The organism is Flavobacterium denitrificans DSM 15936 (assembly GCF_000425445.1).
Lineage (GTDB): Bacteria > Bacteroidota > Bacteroidia > Flavobacteriales > Flavobacteriaceae > Flavobacterium > Flavobacterium denitrificans.
The window spans coordinates 268,413-286,778 of record NZ_AUDL01000004.1 but is presented as its reverse complement, the minus strand read 5'-3'; the positions used below and the strand labels follow the sequence as shown (position 1 = coordinate 286,778).

Genomic DNA, 18,366 nt, shown 5'->3' with positions numbered 1-18,366 from the left:
TCTGTTTAAAATCTGCGTGAAAAAACGAAAGACAGTTTTCATTATAATTAATTCAAAAATCTGTTTATTTGCATCAACTTATTAAAAGTATTATGCTACAAAAAGATAAATCGGCGGCGATTGGTTTTATTTTCATAACCATGTTAATTGATATTACAGGATGGGGAATCATTATTCCTGTAATTCCTAAATTGATCGAAGAATTGATTCACGGAGATATCAGTGAAGCGGCAAAAATTGGCGGTTGGCTGACTTTTGCGTATGCGATAACACAGTTTGTTTTTGCTCCAGTAATTGGGAATCTGAGTGATAAATTCGGAAGAAGACCTATCATTTTGATTTCTCTTTTCGGTTTTTCATTAGATTATCTTTTGTTGGCTTTTTCGCCAACGATTATTTGGCTTTTCATCGGAAGAATTATAGCCGGAGTTACTGGCGCAAGTATTACAACTGCATCAGCTTATATTGCAGATGTCAGTACCGCCGAAAATAGAGCTAAAAACTTTGGTTTAGTTGGAGCTGCTTTTGGATTAGGATTTATAATCGGACCAGTTATTGGTGGCTTGTTAGGACAATATGGCTCACGAGTTCCGTTCTATGCTGCCGCGATTTTGTGTATGGTGAATTTTCTTTACGGATTTTTTATTTTGCCAGAATCTCTTAAAAAAGAAAACCGTCGACCTTTTGACTGGAAACGCGCTAATCCAGTTGGAGCGATTTTAGGTTTAAGAAAACATCCAGAATTAATTGGATTAATTTCGGCAATTTTCCTTTTATATGTTGGGTCGCATGCGGTTCAAAGCAATTGGAGCTTCTTTACCATTTATCAATTCAATTGGGACGAAAGAATGATCGGAATTTCATTAGGAATAATTGGATTGTTGGTGGGAGTAGTTCAAGGGGGATTAGTTCGTTATATCAATCCGAAAATAGGAAATGAAAAAAGCATATATATCGGTTTGGCTTTATATACAATCGGAATGTTGTTGTTCGCTTTTGCAACCCAAAGCTGGATGATGTTTGTGTTTTTGATTCCGTATTGTCTTGGCGGTATTGCTGGGCCGGCTTTGCAGTCAGTCGTAGCAAGTAAAGTATCGCCAAGTGAGCAAGGAGAAATTCAAGGAACATTAACGAGTTTGATGAGTGCTTCTTCAATTATTGGTCCGCCTATGATGGCCAATACTTTTTACTTTTTCACGCATAATGATGCTCCATTTAAATTTGCTGGATCGCCATTTATTTTGGGTGGCTTTTTAATGTTATTGAGTACGGTTGTTGCTTATTTTTCATTAAAAAAACATTCCACTCCCAAAACTGAAATCGAACAAGAAATAGAGTAATGAAAAAGCCTTCATTTTCACAAATGAAGGCTTTTTTTATGGTTTTTGAAAAATTAATCTTTGATGAATTTTACAGTTTTTTGTTTATTTTCAGCTTTTACTTTTAAGATGTAAACACCGCTTGAAAGATTTGATAAATCTATTTCAGAATACAGCTCATTTATTTTTTTGAATAAAACCGATTTTCCAGAAACGGCGATTATTTCAATTTCGTCAATTATCGATGCATTCTTGATAGTTAAAAGCTGTTTCACAGGATTTGGATAAAATTGGAAAGAAGTCAAATTAAAATCAGGTGTTGCAAGTGAACCATTTACTTTGGCTGTTACCGCAAGACGATTTTTGCTTTCAATTCCGTTTATAGTCTGCGAAGCATAATAAGTTACACCGTCAACTAAAATCGTTGTCAATGGCAAAGGAGTTTCATTTGTTTTGGTTGTTTTTCCAGCTGGTGAAGTCCCTGGGGTACTGTACCATTTAATATCTTGTCCGTCAACAGTTAAATCGGCTAAGGTTTGTCCCGGTTTGAAATCGACAACTATTTCGGTTTTTCCTGCTGCCAAAGGAGCTGGCGGATTAATATCAAATTTAAGGGTCACAAAACACCCATTTGCATCTTGAATAATTACAGTATAGTTACCAACTTCTAAATTGGTAAAGGTATTAACTGTCGAAAATACAGCAAAATTAGGTGAAAGCGCATAAACATAATTACCGGCACCACCAGTTGCATTTACGGTAACAGAATTATCTTTAATGGCAACAGTTGCTACTAAGGCTGCAGGCTCCGTTAAAGTAATAGCCATTGTTGACGAACATCCATTACTATCTTTTACCAATACAGTATAAGTACCAGCAACTAAATTAGTAAAGGTATTGCTGGCTTGAAAAATGCTTCCATTTAATGAATAAAGATACGGAGCTTTTCCTCCAGAAACTGTTGTCTGAATCGCTCCATCATTTCCGCCATTGCAATGTATAGAAGAAGTGATTGCTGTTGTAACCAGTAAAGGAGCGACCTCAGTTAGCGTAGTAGAAAGCGTAAGTATATCACCTCCTGCATCTTTAACTTTTATAGTGTAATTTCCTGCTTGTAAATTTGAAGCAATATTAGATGAGCCGTAAGTAGCACCATTATCAAAAGAATATTGATGCGGGTATTTGCCTCCCGCCGCGTTAATAGTAATTTTTCCTAAAGTTGTGCAAGTAGGCTGCGTTATCATAAGCGTGCCAAAAAGTTTTTGCGATGTGATTGTTATTCCAGATTTATTGACACTGCAACCTCTTGAATCGATTACTTCAATAGTATATTGCCCAACCGATAAACCTTCAAAAACTGGAGAAGTCTGCGGAATAGTGATATTGTCATATTTTAATAGATATTGATAAGGAGCTGTTCCGCCCTCAGCCATCATGGTAATCTTTCCATCATTACTAGTAACAGTTGTACTATTTGTAGCAGTATTTGTTAAAGATAAAATTGCTGGCTGTGTCAATTCTACCGTTAAGGCGACACCACATCCAAGCACATCTTTTACCCAAATAATATATTGTCCGGCTGTTAAACCAGTAAAAATATTTGCAGAAGTATAGATTTTATTGTCTATTGAATAGGTGTAAGGTGCTTTTCCGCCATTGGCAATTACAGTTATAGATCCGTTGCTATCATTAAAACAATATGGAGTTACTAGTGTAGTAGCAGCAGTCACTACAGAATAAGATTCGATCGTCACTGATACAATAACTTGACAGCCATTACTGTCTTTTACATATAAATTATGTGTTCCCGCAGTTAATTCATTAAAAGTATTTACGGATGAAAAAATAATTCCGTCAGCAGAATACATGTACGGTGCTTTTCCTTGAGTAGCGTTGATTGTGACAATATCATTTTCATTACAGCTCGTTGCTTTGGTAATAGTTGCCGTTGCAAATACTGGAGTCGACACTATTAAGTCTACAGTATTCTCCGAATTTATAGTGCCTGCTGCATCTTTTACCCAAACGGTATAAGTACCAGCTGTCAGATTGTTAAAAACAGCATTTGTTTGGTATGTTATTCCTCCATTAATAGAATATTCATAAGGAGCTTTGCCTCCAGAAGCAACAACAGAAATAGTTCCGGCATTGGTTGAACAATCCATTGTTTTGTTGATTTGAGCAGTCAGAGCAACAGGCTCTTCAATAGAGAATGAAATTGCAAATCCAAAACAGCCAAAAGAATCATAAACAGATATGAAACCTGATCCATTCAGATTAGTAAAAACATTACTGGACTGTAATTCACCATCATTAAGAGAATAAAAATAAGTACCGCTTCCGCCTCTTACATTCACAATGCTTGCTGTTTTTCCTTCTACAACTAATCGTCCTATCATATTTGCTGGCTCAGTTATGGTATAAGGCAAAATGAAGATACAATCATTGGCATCTTTCACTTTGATGGTATATATTCCGGATCCAACTTCGTTAAAAGTGTTGCCAGTCGTATAAACATCGTCTTTAAGGGAGTATTGGTAAGGAGCTCTTCCTCCTGATGCAGTAATGGTTACCGATCCATATTCCGATCTACAAAATACAGTATTTGTTGCAGTTGCAGTTAAGGGAACAAGCGGTTCTATTGCTAGAGTATTTGTAAGTGAAACGCAACTACCGCTGTCTTTTACAGAAAATTGATATGTTCCCGCACCTAAATCAGTAAAAATATTGCTAGATGAATATACGCTTCCATTGATAGAATATTGGTAAGCTCCCGTTCCGCCCACGGCATTTATTATTACTGTTGCATTGCTTGTGCAATCTATTGCTTTTATAAGTGTTGCTGTTGTAGCTACAGGTGGAGGGACAATTAAATTAATTGTTGTAGTTGCCTCAATATTTTGGGCATCTTTAACCTTGATCGAATAAGTTCCTGGAAATGCAGTATAAGTATTCAAAGCGCTGTACGTGTTTCCATTATCAAAAGAATAAATATAAGGAGGTGTTCCACCTGTTGCATTAGCTGTTATGATTCCATAAGGGTTAGTACACGTTATTGCAGTTGCAGTTGCAGTTGCTAAAAGTGCTGGAGGTCCTTCAATAATTGAAACTGTTTTTATGGCAACACATCCATTGGCATCCTTAACCTGAACGTCATATGATCCTGCTTGTAAGCCGTCAAAAATATTTGAAGATTGGAAAGCAATGCTTGTAACTCCATTGGTTGATAATGCGTAGATATAAGGAGCCATTCCTCCTGTAGTAGCAACGGTTATTTTTCCGTTAGTACCATTATTCGGATTTGATGTACTCAAAGTTACTTGTATAGGATCAGGTCCATCAATTGTTATAAAATAAGAACTCATACATCCATTGGCATCTTTTACAGCTACATCATAAACACCGACGCTCAAATTTGAAAAAACATTTGTAGAAACAAAAGCGCTGTTGTTTATAGAATAAACATAAGGAGCTTTACCACCTTGCACTTGTATGTCGATACTTCCGTCATTGGCTTGGTAACAGCTTACATTTATTTTTGAAGCCGTTATTGTTGGATAATTTAAAGGCGAAATAGTGACACTATTCGAAGCAACTATTCTATTCTCGGCATCTTTAGTAATTATAGCATAGATTCCCGCTGTAACGTTGGTGAAAACAGTACTAGACTGAAAAGTTACTGCTCCATCTATAGAATATAAATATGGGGCTGTTCCTCCTAAGGTAGTCACAGTTATTGTTCCATTGCTATTGCAATCAATTTCTTTAGTAAGGTGCGCAACTGTGCTTAACTTATTTGAGGCATCAATATATACATTAAAACCATTATTGATACATCCTCTCGAATCTTTTAGAGTAATATAGTGTAGACCATCACTTAAATTTGTAAAAACATTATTGGTCTGCAATAGACCATTGTCAATAGCATATAGGTAAGGTGGTGTTCCAGCCATTCCGTAAATGGTAATAGTTGATCCATCGATAGTAAAATCAGGATAAATAGGCGGTAGTGGATCAATTGTTATCGATTGTGTATATACTTTATTAAAAGGATCTTTTACTGTAATACTATAATTTCCAGCTGCGACGTTAGTAAAAATGTTACTAGGTTGAAAACTTTTTCCACCATTTATAGAATAGATATAGGGAGCAAACCCTCCTGTTGCTGTAATCGTAATTTCTGCGCCACTAGTGCAATCTAGTTCTTTAGTAAGTGAAACTACTGCTGTAATTGGACTTGCAACTTCAGCTGAAAAAACACCAGGTTCGCAATTATTCGAGTCTTTCAGCCTAACGGTGTGTAAACCAGGATTAATATTTGTAAAAATATTTGTGTTTTGAAATGTTCCATTGTCAATAGCATATTGATAAGGTGCCGTTCCTCCGGTTACATCAATGACAGATATGGTTTGGCCTTCAATTAAAATTTCTCCGTTTACAACCGCTGGTTCAATAATAGTATACGGAAGTGTGTTCACACATCCTGCAGCATCCTTAACTTTAATGATATAATTTCCTGCTGTAAGGTTTGCAAATACATTATTGCTCGAATAAATATCATTATTTATCGAATATTGATAAGGCGCTTGTCCTCCTGTTGCTGCAATAGTCAAAGTTGCTTTTTCACCCCAGCACAATATTGGCGTAGCAGCAACATTTGCCATTAATGGTGGTGGCGGTGCCTGTACAGTATTAAATAATGGTGCTGAAACACAACCTTTACTGTCTTTGATCAGGAAAGTGTAATCGCCAGGAGTCAAATTATTGAAAATATTACTGTTGGTATAAGTCTGGCCATTGTCTATCGAATAATAAAATGGAGCCTGACCAGAAGTTGCCTGAACCATAATTGATGCATTACTGCAGTTTGTAGCATTGGTAACAAGTGCAACACCTGTAACATTAACGAGCGGTGTGATAGTCAGTGCATATGGATTTGAAACCGAATTTAAAGCATCTTTAACCGTTATAGTATATGTACCAGCTGTTAGATTATTAAAAACATTAGAGGTTTGATAAACAAATCCATTAATTGAATACGTATAAGGTGCTTGACCACCTGTAGCATTTGCAGTTATAATTCCGTTATTGCCGTTGCCCGAACAATCTAAATCTTTGGTTATAAATGCAGTTGCGTTTAAGAAAGGAATAACAGTTGCGTTTACATTTGTCCCGCATCCTTCGGCATCGTGTACTCGTATATTATAATTTCCAGGAGCTGCAGCTGTAAACCTATTACTAGGCTGATAATTTATTCCATCTAATGAATATTGATACGGTGCTGTTCCGCCATGAGCAGTAATAATTATAATGTTTTGGTCAGTAACCGTTGATGTTGCTACAACTGGAGAAGGCTCTGTAATCGTATAACTAATTGAAGTTTTACAGCTGTTTGCATTGTCTAGAACAGTTATAGTATAAATACCCGCAGCCAAAACGGGATAATAATCTTGATTTGTAAACGAACTGCCATTTAACGAATATAAATAGGAACCACTTCCTCCAGACACATTTATGGATAATGACGCGGTATCTCCTTTACATAAAATAGGTTTGTTTGAAGCAGAAACATTTAAAGATGGAAATGTAGTCAGATTAAAATAATTGGAAGTAATAGTACCATTATTATCAATTCTTCCATAGATTTTTATTGTTCCTGTAGTTCCATAATAAGTTGTTGGATTAGCAATTACATTAGTATTATTTAATGCATCAGCCTCGCTTAAAAAATAAGTTACAGTAGTTGTGGCTGGATTCAAATTGCCAATAAAATCTGCTTTAGTTGTGTTTAAATCAAGAGATTCATTTGGACAAATTGCTATAGAAGTTACTTGAGCATAAAAAAAGTTGGTAAATAATAATAGAAAACAAAGTAGAGTTTTTTTCATAGTATTAGATTTGTTAAAATGGCCTAACAAATATAATAATATAAATATTGTTAAAATTACGGTTTCTCGTAAAAGGGTAAGTTTTAATATTCTATTTTAAATATACATAATGATTATAGTAATCAATTATTGCTTTTCCTTCAAGCAAAACATCAGCGCCAATAATGCCATGAACAGGTTTTGCTTTATGCGATTCCAATGCCTCATTTACGTGAGAAAGATCAAAAATAACGATGCTGAAATCTTTGCTTTTCCAGCTTCCTAATTGCAAAATGTTTTCAGATGAAATTTGCGTTTTCATTCCTGTTGCGCCCGCTCCCGACGCTTTTGTTTTTGATTTTTTTGCCTTTAGTTCAAAACGCTCAATGCTTTCAAATCCAACGCAAGAATTTGATGCTCCTGTATCTAAAATGAAGTCTCCCGAAATGCCGTTAATCTTGGCTTTTATAGCAAGATGCTGTGTTTTGGTAAGCTTGAATTTTATTTTTTTGTATTTCTCTTTTTTGAGGTATTCGTGAAGATTTTCCATTTTCGATTTCGATTGAATATCAAAAATAACGTAATTACAGTCAATAAACTAACAATATAATACATATAATTTCCTGATTTTTCTTCTGCCGAAATAGAGCCATAATAAACAAACGAACTCCAATAATAAGGCGATTTTTTGGCATTCGAAATGGATTTGTCGTTTAAATAATTTCGTTTTGCATTTACATTGGCTTCAAAATAAGAGACATCATTTTTGATGTTTTTATAAAAATCAGCCATAAATACAGAAGTAGTAAAATCATTTACTTTCCATAACGAAAACAGTAAATTTTGTGCGCCGGCAAATTGAAAACCTCTTGCAATGCTCATAGCGCCTTCGGCTTTGTAGAGTTTTCCAATTCCGGTTTCACAGGCGCTTAAAACTACTAAATCGGGATTGATATGCAAATTATACAATTCAGAATAGAAGATTTCCTGATCATAAAATTTAATGCTCGCCGGAGTTTCAATATCGCCCGAAGAAGCATGCGTGCTCAAATGCAGAATGGAATAATTTGATGCATTATTTTTAAAATTGGCAAAACTTGCATCAGCGTTTTCTAAATATTTCCCCTTAAAATTACTTCGAATGGATTCTAATTCTTTCTTGGAATAAGTCAGTTCAAAAGCAGTTTTTTCGAAAACTGGAAACACGCCTAAAACTGTTTTTTCCGATTTCTGAACTGGTTTTGAGTTCAAATAAAAAGTAGCCGAAGTATTATAAGCCATTTTGAAATCATTAAGTAAATAATGCATTTTGGCAAAATTTGTTGTATTGGATTCCTTTGTAATCAAAGCTTCGAAAGGAAGGAAATTCAAAATGCCGTCAGGGACAATTATGAGGTTTTTATAGTTTAAATTTGGCGGTAATTTTAATAAATCATATGCATTTTTTCCATAATAATTGTATCCTGCAATATCATTTGTAATAGCATCTGAGCTTCTAAAATAGTCGAGGAATCTTAAAATTTTAGAAATTGCTGCATCCGTAACATCAAAATAATTTAAGCTAATTCGGTTATTTTGCACAGTAAAGTAATATAGATTTTTAGCACCCATAAAATAATAAACCATAATTGCTTTCTCTTTTTCTAACTTCGAAAATAATGCTTTTACATCAAAATTATCGGGAGTTGAATTTGGATTTTCAGATTGAATTCGCTTTAATGAAAGCATCAATTCATTTTGCTTTTTTATAGCCGAATTTATAGTTGAGATCTTGGCCGAATTCCCTTTTTGCTGTTCTTTTAAAATCGAATTATTGGCATTTTGAAATGCTTGTAAAAGTTGTTTTTCTGCTGTTGAGGCGGTTTTAATATTTGAAAGATGACGCTTCAAAATTCCCGATTTTGTTTTTTCTGCTAATTGAAAAGCTTCTTCTAAATATTCGATTTTATTTTCTTTCTTGTACAATTGATCATAAAGTAAAAGGCATTTCTCAACACGATTTCTAGCGCGGATTTGTGAAATAATTTTAGAGTTTTCATATACTAAGCCACTCATCAATAAGTTTTCAATATGAAAAGAAAGTTTATAACCTTCAAGCGCTTTTTTAGGTTGGTTTTGATTGGCAAAAATTGCCGCCTGTAAATCCAAAATATCCATTAAAACAGTTTCGGCATATATTTCATTTTCAGCAGGAAGAATGTTCTTTACAGTATGATTTGGAAGTAAGATTTTAAAAGCTCCAGTAATTTGTTTGGTGCTTTCTGCATATTTTTTTTCATCAAAAAGCAATAATGCTTTTTCATAATACAGTTTTGCAATTTTTCTCGGTTGTTGATTTGGGATTTTTAGAAAAAGTTCGGTTGCTTTTTCGAAATACGAATCTGCAATTTTAAATCGGTGTGTTTGTCGGCTTACATTTGCAAGATTTCGATAAGAATTAGATAAATTTTCTAAATGATCTTTATCATTTTCTAAATATTTTACCGCGGCTTTAAAAGCATTTTCGGCTTTTTTGTAAAGCTCCTGCGTCATCAGATTTCCTTTAAAAAGCAAATAATTATTGCCTAAATTATTCAGCAAAATCCCTTTTTCTGACTTCGATAATTTCTCTGTTTTTAGAGTGTTTTCCAAAAGTTCAATTGCTCCAATGATTCTGCCTGTATTTTGATAAACATTCGATAAATTCAGAATCGCCGCAAACTTTTGCTTTTCCGCATCAGGATAATTTTTAGAAGTATTTGCAATAAAAAAATACTGTTTTATAGTGTTTTCTGCACTGTCATAATCGCCCAAAACCGTATATAAATTTCCTAAAGGTTTTAGACAAAATTCAATAATATCATAATTGGAAAGTTTCTGTTTCTGATAAATTTGCCAAGCTTTTTCGTAACTTGAAATGGCGTTTTGAGTTTGCCCAAATTGATTTTCATAATACGCTTTATTGCAGTTCAAAACCACAATGGCCAGCAATTCATCTTTGGTTTTTGGTTTCGGATTTTTCCAAAAATCACTTTCTGTATTTTCTAAATTTTGCAACGCTTTCGCGGATGGATGAGCAATAAAACTATCAATGGCATTATATATTTTATCTTCCTGATGCTGTCCAAAAACATTCAGATTTATGAAGAAGAAAATTAAACCATATAAGTGATATAAGTTCATATTAAATTGTTGCGCATAGTTTTAAAGTTAAATTATTAAAAGCAATATAAGCTTATTTGAACTTTAGTTTTTTTAGAGAAACAAACAAAAATCCAGCTTCTTAATATGAACTTATATCACTTATATGGTGAAAAAAAACTAAAACTTCCATATCCCATAAAGCTGAATATAATTGAAATTCTGTTCAAAATTAATCACATAACGCGCACCCAAACTCGGACCAATTCTCGCGAAACCAGCTGTTAAATCAAACAATAAACCCGTTTTAAAATCAGTAAAAGAGTTTTTGATTGTGTTTGATGTTGTTTTGGAATCAATTAAAAAGTTTTCTTTGTCACCTTCATAAAGATCCACTTGTATATTCTGATTTTGTTCAGAAGAAACATTTACATTGAACTGAACTCCGGCGCCAACTCCAATGTAATTATTAATATTATACCGAATCAAAACAGGAATTTCCCAATTGATGTTTTTGTTTTCCGTTGTAGTAGTCGTGCGTTGTAATTGCCTTGTTCCATTGGCGTTGGTCAAAAATTCTTCTTCAATCTTAACCTCGCTGTTGTATTGATTCAAAGCATTCAGCCATTCGGCCTGCCAATAAAAACGATACGATTTAAAAGGCGAAATTGTCGCGCCAACAAAATAACTTGTCGATTTATCCAAATCCGGATAAATATTGTAACCCGCTTTTGCACCAATCGAAATTCCAGGCAAGAATCGGGTAGTGGCGTAGTTCGTGATTATAGGTTCGTTTTTATCAAAAATAATAGCCGTTCGGCTTTTGGTTTTTACTTTATGAAAGTCTTCGGCAAACTTCATTGAATATTTTACAAAACCTTTCGTAGAATCTTTTTCGTGTACATTTTTCTGTTCGCTTCCTGGCAAATAAATGTTTTTGAAAGTAAAAATAATCTGTTTTTGTTTGATAATCGTATCCAGACAACTCACTGTTGGTTCTTCGCCTTTTGGGCAAATCGGGCATTCGGGATACATGCTTTCAATCTGGAAAGTTTTTTTGTCAAACATATCCGGAACATCGGTTTCTAAACGAATTTTTCGCGCTGGTCCTTCGCCGTTGTTCTGAAAACGGGTTTTAAAATTCACTCTTTTAAAACGCACCAATCTGTAATTCATAAAACTTCCGTTCGATCCCATTTTGTTAGGATCGTGAGAAGTTACAATCTCCATTTCGAGATTTTTGATTTTGTGGTTTTTATAACTTCGATTTGGAACAAAAATTCCACGCATCGTAACCGTTGCGCTCGTATCTTTAATCATTTCCGGAGTAGTTTTGAAGGTATAAAAAACATTGCGCGTTTCACCCGGATTCGCATCATCAAATTCTAAAATCGAAACATTATGATAGGTTTTGTTAGCATCTAAAAGTGATGCGTCAAGATCTTCTTCAGTTGTGGTATTTCGGTATTTTTTCTGATTGAAATTCCCTTCAGCGGAAGCCACAAAATTATTTGAATCGTCAATGTCATCAACCGAAGCTACCAGATTTTCTTTTACTTCGCGCTCATTCGCATACGTTCTAAAATCGCTTAATTCGAAATTATTATTCTTGAATTGCTTTTCATTGTAAAACAAATACAGTTTGCCGTTTGAAACATAATTCTCCAGATTTTGATAACTCACTACGACTACCATTTCCTGATCTGGAATAGGATCGCAATTCTTGATTATGGCAAAACCATTTTGATCTGCAATTGATGCAATGTCTTTATAATTGTTGTCTGTTATGTCATTAACAGCTACTTTTTTTGGACGTGTTGCTGGAGGTTTTCCGTTGTCGTAATTGTTGGTAACAGCAAGACGAGTGGTGTACGTACCTTTGTTTTTATAAACATGTTTAGGTTGGGCTTCTTTGCTGTAATGGCCGTCGCCAAGTTCCCACAAATACGAATAGCTTGGTTTTGGCGCACCCGCAATTGGAATCAAAGGTGGTGTTTCGGGTTTAAAAGTAACGGCATTTCCATTTTGGATAAAACCAATATTGGCGCGTCGGGTTATGGTGTCTTTTACTTTGGTTTGTCCTATTGAGAAAATAGAAAATAGAATAAACAAAACAGACAATTGTGGTTTCATAACGAGATAGTTTTGGGTTCTAAAATCTTAATAATCAATTTTAAAACTGGTTTAAATGTAAAAAAAAGTGATGAGCAAATCATCACTTTTTCTTAAAAAAGCATTTCTAACTTATTGAATAGCATTAATTGCTGCTACCAATTGCGCCTCAGTACCGACTACGGTTTCGGCAAGAGTAAAAGTGTAAATATCGTTGGCAGCGACGGTTACAGCTTTGATCGCATAGCGCCATTGACCATTGTCTTCGGTAACAAAAATCACATGGCATTTCAGACCAATCGGGATTTGGCCATAATGTTCGCTGAATAATCCAGCGGCAGTATAAGTATCTAATTTTGCAAGCGCATTTGTTCCTTCGCCATCATAAGACAAATAAATTGCGCTATTGTTGTTGTCATAACCATCAGGAGCATCAACAAGAATGGTTGTTTTTGGTCTTGGATCACTATAAAAACGATCTACATTTGTCCATCCAAAGTTTCCAAAAGTAACATAATAATTGTTTCCTTCACCTTGTACGCCACCTTTTCCGTTAGCGCCGTCAGCACCTGCTTTTGCTTCTCTCCAAGCCAATTCGCCTGCTTCATCAATTACGCCAGTCCATAAAGTCATTGCATTATCTAAACCATTCGTCAAAGCCGTTGGAACAATCATGCTCATTTGACAAGAAGTTTGAAGTTCAACACCACCTTGTGTCGCTTTGATAAAGAATTCTCCTCCCGAAATCAGTAAGTTTTTCTTTCCGTCAGCAGTAATCCCCATTGTTGGTTTGTTGGTAATCAACATATTTCCTTTATCAAAAAGTTCGATATATTCAATGTCAATTTGGCCTGTTACAGCAGTTCCGTTTTTGGTCAAGCAGTTCCCGTTGATGTTCAATTTTACTCCTTTAGCTGATGTTAGGGTAATCATGCCGTTTCCGGCAGTTGCAGTAAATTTTTGCGTGTTTCCTTTAAGGCCTTTTTCACTAATGCTTTTAAAAGCGGCAGAAGTTGGAGGCATAATTTGAATATCATCGCCGTCGCTGTTGTCGCAACTTGTAATCGAAATTAGCAATAAAAATAATAGACTGATAGTTTTAAAATTTGTGTTCATGATTTCTAGTTTTTATAAATCTGTCTTGAAGTTTTCAAGCGGTTTTCAGATTTTGGTTGTTATTTACATTTTTATATCAATTTGGGTTCGATATTGTTACCCTTGTTATCAAATTATTTTTCAGGCTTGTATAACACTATATCAATTCGCTTTAAAATTTGTTACCCCTGCTCTTAATTTTTTATGCTGACAAGCATTTGTCTTCAAAAAGATTTCCGTCTTCATCGACAGCCACCAAAATGTTTGTCTTCTGCGAAAGCACAACGATCAAATACAGCCACACACATGACCAAAGCCCAAATGTGATGCAGGTAAGAAAGAGATGAAAAGAATGATTGAGAGTCTTTTTTTCTTTGGACAAAACTACATACGGCAATTTTTCATTATGTTCGACAACTACAAAACCATTTCTTTTTTTGGCCGAAATCATTTCATAAAATTGATCGAGACTTTTTTCAGGAGTAAATTGATACGTTTCCATTTCTTTTAAGTTTTAGGTTTCAAAAGCGTATTTCAGTTCTATATCAATTTGATTTTGTAATTGTTACCCTAGATTTAAAATTATTTGAGATTTTTTTTAACTTTAGCTTATCAAAAGTTTTTTTATGGAGAAAATTAAAATACATCGTGACCAAATGTATATTGACGGACTTGCAGCAAATGATTCGGAAATTATCGAGTCTATTTACAAAAAGTTCGTGCCTAAGGTTATCTTTTTTGTTCTGAATAATTCGGGCGACAGAGATCAGGCGCAGGATATTGTACAAGAAGTCATGATTTTGCTTTACAATCAGGCCAAAGCGGGTACATTGAAGCTGACTTGTCCATTTGATGCTTACTTTTTTTTATTATGTAAAAGAAAGTGGCTGAATGAATTCAAAAAAATCTCGAACAAAGGGGTAACAATTCATGAAGATGTGGTATCTATCAATGAATCTGCATTAGAATTAATTGCTCAAAATGAGGAATTTGACGAAAAACAACAGCTTTTTGACGCCATGTTTCAAAAATTAGGCGAAAAGTGTCAAGAGTTGTTGAAGTTAAGTTTTTCAATTAAATCAATGGAAGAAGTTGCTGAAAAACTAAACGTAACGTATGGTTATGTGCGCAAAAAGAAATCCTTGTGCATTGGTCAGCTTACAGAGTGGATTCAGGGAGCAAAAAATTTTAATTCTCTAAAAAAATAATTAGTCATGAACGAAGAACGCTACATATTATTCGACCAATATCTGGAAGGCGAACTGACGATCGATCAAAAAAGCGATTTTGAAAAGCAATTGGCTGAAGATGGACAATTTGCTTCAGAATTTGAAACTTTCAAATCAGTGCAGCTGCAACTTCAGAATAAATTTGGATTTGAAGAGGAGAGAGAAGCATTCAAACAAAACCTTAATCAGATCTCCGAAGAATATTTCAATAAAAAACCAAAAGTAATTGGCCTGAAACCTTGGTATTTGGCAGTTGCAGCATCAGTTGCGGTATTGTTTGGATTGTTCTTTTTTAATTACAATCAATATCCGGCTTTTGTCGATTATAATAATCCGGAACAAGCTTCTTTTGCTGAAAGAGGAAGTGAAGATGGCCCTTTGAAAAATGCTGAAAAAGAATTTAACGCTAAAAGATATTCATTGGCAATTCCGTATTTTGAGGAAGTTTTGGAAAAAGGAAAAACACCAGAAATTCAATATTTTTATGGGATTTCACTATTGGAACAAAGTCAGTTTTTAAAAGCAGAAGCTGTTTTAAATGAATTGAGATCAGGAAATTCAGCCTACAAAGAAAAAGCGACTTGGTATTTGGCATTGTCTAAATTGAAACAACGCGATTACAAATCTTGTAAGGAGATCTTGCAAACCATTTCTCAGGATTATGAAGATTATGACGAAGTACAATTGCTTCTTGATGATTTAGAATAAGTTGTTTTTTAGAAAATATTTTTCCCTTTACGGAAAACCGCAATCGAATTTGGAATTTTAATTCTAAATTCGATTTTCTTTTTATGAGAATTAGCCCAAAAACTACTAAACCTAACCGAATTTTTAATAATGAAAAAAATTACACTGTTTCTTTTTATCATTTTTTCTCAAACCATTTTTAGCGCAACCAAAATTACAGAGACTGAAAAACTTGTTGCAACCTGCAAAGTTTGGGGTTTCTTAAAATATTATCATCCAAAAGTAGCTGCTGGAGAATTCAATTGGGATCAGCAGTTGATCGATATTTTACCTAAAATTGAAAAAGCGCAGACCAGAAAAGAATATTCCTTAATAATTTCAAACTGGATAGATTCTTTGGGAGAAGTACCGCTTATTGCGCCAATTGCAGCCCCGAAAGGCGTAGTTTTTTTTGATAAAAATTTTGATTTATCTTGGATAAATTCAAATGCTTTATTTTCTAAAAATCTTTCTGCAAAATTAAAATTTATAGAAGAAAATAGATTTCAAGGCAAGCAGTTTTATATAGAAGCGGCAGAGGGAGTTGGAAATGTTCACCAGATACATGAAAGCGGTTCAAACCCAGATTTTGAGGATAAAAATTCGAAACTGAGAATGGTTTTCATGTATTGGAATTTAATCGAATATTTTTTTCCATATCAATATTTAATGGATGAAAACTGGGATACAGCACTAGAAAAAGCTATCCCTGAAGTTGTCAATTCCAAAGGCGATGTTGCATTTTTTAAGGCAATGAAAAAATTAGCATTTAAGCTAAATGATAGTCACGTGGAGTTTTTTACCTATCAATCTTCGGCACCCAAAAAAGATTGGAAATATTTCCCCGCTGATGGAAGAATAATTGATGAGAAATTCGTGGTTACAGAAATTTTGGGAGACAGTCTTGCTCAAGCTTATAACATTAAAATAGGGACTGTAGTTACCAAGATAGGCCATAAAACAATAAAAGAAATTATTGAAGAATACAGAGGCTTGGTTGGCGCTTCAAACGAGCCAAAGTTTTTAGACAAAATTAAAAATGCTGTATTGTCGGGCGAATCAGAGATTGTTGAAGTCGAGTTTCTGGAAGATGGAAAATATGTTTCAAAAACGATGTATTGGGGCAATTATCACGATTCACACCGAAATGAATTTAAAAAAGGAGCAAAGAAAAAGAGAGAAAAATTCAAGCTTTTAGACGATAATATAGGCTATGTAGATATGGGAATCTTGAAATCTCAAAATGTTCCTGATATGATCAATATGATGAAATCTACAAAAGCGATTGTTTTTGATATGAGAAATTATCCGCAAGGAACGATTAGAGAAATTTCAGATTTCATAGACCCACAAGAAAAATCATTTGCCACATATACTGTTCCAGATTTGACGTATCCGGGAAGATTTAGATGGGGCGAAGTATCGAAAAGTGGTTTTGAAAACAAGGATAATTACAAAGGAAAAGTAGTTGTTTTGCTTAATGAAAAATCGATAAGCCATTCAGAATGGTCGGCTATGTGTTTTCGCGCAGCAGGAAGAGCAACAATCATAGGCAGTCAAACTGCAGGAGCAGATGGCAATGTGTCTCAATTTTATTTTGACTCGTTTAGTACGCTTATTACAGGAATTGGCGTTTATTATCCAGATAAAACGGAAACGCAGAGAATCGGAATTGTTCCAGATATTGAAGTAAAACCAACAATTGAAGGAATTAAGGAAGGAAAAGATGAGGTTCTGGACCGCGCTTTGCTTTTTATTGAAACAGGTAAATAAAACTAGGTTATCGCTCTGAAGAACGAGGGATCGCACGAGCTGATCGAGAGAAAAATTGGGGATTTTCTTCTCGAAGCTTCTTGTGAGGTCCTTTGTTCCTCAGGATGATAAAAATATCGGTAAAACGAAGAAAATGTGCAGAGACCTTTGTCAAAGTTTCAAACTTTGACAAAGGTTTTTTTATTCGAAGCATTATTTCTAAAAAAGAAAAAATCCGTTTTAGTCCGCGTCATCCGCGTGCCATTCCATACAGAATTGCTATTCTTTTAATATTGTCGTAATTTTGACAGCTTTAAAAAATAGACAATTGAATTCAACACCTATTATTACCGATACACATACGCATTTATATTCTGAAGAATTTGATCAGGATCGTGACGCCATGATACAGCGTGCCATTGATGCCGGAATTACACGTTTTTTCATTCCTGCTATCGACGCAGCTGCGACGCAATCCATGTACGATTTAGAGAAAAATTATCCAGAAAATATATTCCTAATGATGGGACTTCATCCCACTTACGTTAAAGATAATTATTTAGAAGAATTGGCGCATGTTGAAACCGAATTGTCAAAGCGAAAATTCTACGCAGTTGGCGAAATAGGGATTGATTTGTATTGGGATAAAACCCATTTAAAAGAACAGCAAATAGCTTTTAAAAGACAAATTCAGTTGGCAAAACAACACAAATTGCCAATTGTAATTCATTGTCGAGAAGCGTTTGATGAAATCTTTGAAGTATTAGAAGAAGAAAAATCTGAAGATTTATTTGGGATTTTTCATTGTTTTTCCGGAACTTTAGAACAAGCTCAGCGTGCGATTTCTTACAAAATGAAATTAGGAATTGGCGGAGTAGTAACGTTTAAAAATGGAAAAATCGATCAGTTTATGGATCAAATCGATTTAAAACATATTGTATTGGAAACAGATTCGCCTTATTTAGCGCCGATTCCGTATCGAGGAAAACGAAATGAAAGCAGTTATTTAGTCAATGTTATTGCCAAATTAAGCGACATTTATGGAGTTTCTGGAGAAGAAATTGCCAAGATTACGACTCAAAATTCAAAGGATGTTTTTGGGATTTAACCCAGACCTTACAAAACTTTAATTTTTTTTTTGTTCTT

At 34.5% G+C, this 18,366-nt stretch carries 11 protein-coding genes; 5 read left to right on the top strand and 6 right to left on the bottom strand.

What is annotated here, in order from left to right; all coding sequences use genetic code 11:
• Positions 1-92: 92 nt before the first annotated feature.
• The gene (locus H600_RS0101280; RefSeq protein WP_026727086.1) at positions 93-1,340 is read left to right on the top strand and encodes a TCR/Tet family MFS transporter; all 1,248 of its coding nucleotides are present in this window, start codon (positions 93-95) and stop codon (positions 1,338-1,340) included.
• 53 nt (positions 1,341-1,393) lie between these two features.
• Here the strand turns inward: H600_RS0101280 and H600_RS0101275 are convergent, their stop codons facing one another.
• From H600_RS0101275 to H600_RS0101250, 6 genes are all read right to left on the bottom strand, one after another.
• A complete protein-coding gene (locus tag H600_RS0101275; RefSeq protein ID WP_026727085.1) occupies positions 1,394-7,207 on the bottom strand; it encodes a T9SS type A sorting domain-containing protein in 5,814 nt (1,937 codons plus the stop codon).
• A gap of 91 nt (positions 7,208-7,298) precedes the next feature.
• Positions 7,299-7,736 carry a retropepsin-like aspartic protease gene (locus H600_RS0101270; protein ID WP_026727084.1) on the bottom strand — a complete coding sequence of 146 codons (438 nt, stop codon included), beginning with the start codon at positions 7,734-7,736 and terminating at the stop codon, positions 7,299-7,301.
• Positions 7,688-10,348 carry a CHAT domain-containing protein gene (locus H600_RS0101265; protein ID WP_026727083.1) on the bottom strand — a complete coding sequence of 887 codons (2,661 nt, stop codon included), beginning with the start codon at positions 10,346-10,348 and terminating at the stop codon, positions 7,688-7,690. The genes H600_RS0101270 and H600_RS0101265 overlap by 49 nt, the downstream gene beginning before the upstream one ends.
• Positions 10,349-10,486: 138 nt before the next feature.
• Positions 10,487-12,439, bottom strand: a complete 1,953-nt coding sequence (locus tag H600_RS0101260) for a DUF7849 domain-containing protein (protein WP_026727082.1) — start codon at positions 12,437-12,439, stop codon at positions 10,487-10,489.
• A gap of 111 nt (positions 12,440-12,550) precedes the next feature.
• The gene (locus H600_RS0101255; RefSeq protein WP_026727081.1) at positions 12,551-13,534 is read right to left on the bottom strand and encodes a hypothetical protein; all 984 of its coding nucleotides are present in this window, start codon (positions 13,532-13,534) and stop codon (positions 12,551-12,553) included.
• A gap of 181 nt (positions 13,535-13,715) precedes the next feature.
• Positions 13,716-14,015 carry a hypothetical protein gene (locus tag H600_RS0101250; RefSeq protein WP_026727080.1) on the bottom strand — a complete coding sequence of 100 codons (300 nt, stop codon included), beginning with the start codon at positions 14,013-14,015 and terminating at the stop codon, positions 13,716-13,718.
• Positions 14,016-14,139: 124 nt separating this feature from the next.
• On the opposite strand from H600_RS0101250, the gene H600_RS0101245 reads away from it, so the two are divergent.
• The 4 genes from H600_RS0101245 (at position 14,140) to H600_RS0101220 (ending at position 18,328) form a co-directional block, all read left to right on the top strand.
• Positions 14,140-14,721 carry an RNA polymerase sigma factor gene (locus tag H600_RS0101245; protein ID WP_026727079.1) on the top strand — a complete coding sequence of 194 codons (582 nt, stop codon included), beginning with the start codon at positions 14,140-14,142 and terminating at the stop codon, positions 14,719-14,721.
• A gap of 6 nt (positions 14,722-14,727) precedes the next feature.
• On the top strand, positions 14,728-15,450 hold the full coding sequence (locus H600_RS0101240; RefSeq protein WP_026727078.1) for a hypothetical protein: 723 nt from the start codon (positions 14,728-14,730) through the stop codon (positions 15,448-15,450).
• 129 nt (positions 15,451-15,579) lie between these two features.
• Positions 15,580-17,241 (top strand): S41 family peptidase, encoded by a 1,662-nt coding sequence (locus H600_RS0101230; protein WP_026727077.1) that lies wholly within the window; start codon positions 15,580-15,582, stop codon positions 17,239-17,241.
• 307 nt (positions 17,242-17,548) lie between these two features.
• A complete protein-coding gene (locus tag H600_RS0101220) occupies positions 17,549-18,328 on the top strand; it encodes a TatD family hydrolase (protein ID WP_026727076.1) in 780 nt (259 codons plus the stop codon).
• The last annotated feature ends 38 nt before the right edge of the window (positions 18,329-18,366 follow it).

Coding starts and splice junctions, on each gene's coding strand:
- H600_RS0101230 (WP_026727077.1), top strand. CDS start 15,580: ATGAAAAAAATTACACTGTTTCTTTTTATCATTTTTTCTCAAACCATT.
- H600_RS0101265 (WP_026727083.1), bottom strand. CDS start 10,348: ATGAACTTATATCACTTATATGGTTTAATTTTCTTCTTCATAAATCTG.
- H600_RS0101260 (WP_026727082.1), bottom strand. CDS start 12,439: ATGAAACCACAATTGTCTGTTTTGTTTATTCTATTTTCTATTTTCTCA.
- H600_RS0101245 (WP_026727079.1), top strand. CDS start 14,140: ATGGAGAAAATTAAAATACATCGTGACCAAATGTATATTGACGGACTT.
- H600_RS0101275 (WP_026727085.1), bottom strand. CDS start 7,207: ATGAAAAAAACTCTACTTTGTTTTCTATTATTATTTACCAACTTTTTT.
- H600_RS0101270 (WP_026727084.1), bottom strand. CDS start 7,736: ATGGAAAATCTTCACGAATACCTCAAAAAAGAGAAATACAAAAAAATA.
- H600_RS0101240 (WP_026727078.1), top strand. CDS start 14,728: ATGAACGAAGAACGCTACATATTATTCGACCAATATCTGGAAGGCGAA.
- H600_RS0101255 (WP_026727081.1), bottom strand. CDS start 13,534: ATGAACACAAATTTTAAAACTATCAGTCTATTATTTTTATTGCTAATT.
- H600_RS0101250 (WP_026727080.1), bottom strand. CDS start 14,015: ATGGAAACGTATCAATTTACTCCTGAAAAAAGTCTCGATCAATTTTAT.
- H600_RS0101280 (WP_026727086.1), top strand. CDS start 93: ATGCTACAAAAAGATAAATCGGCGGCGATTGGTTTTATTTTCATAACC.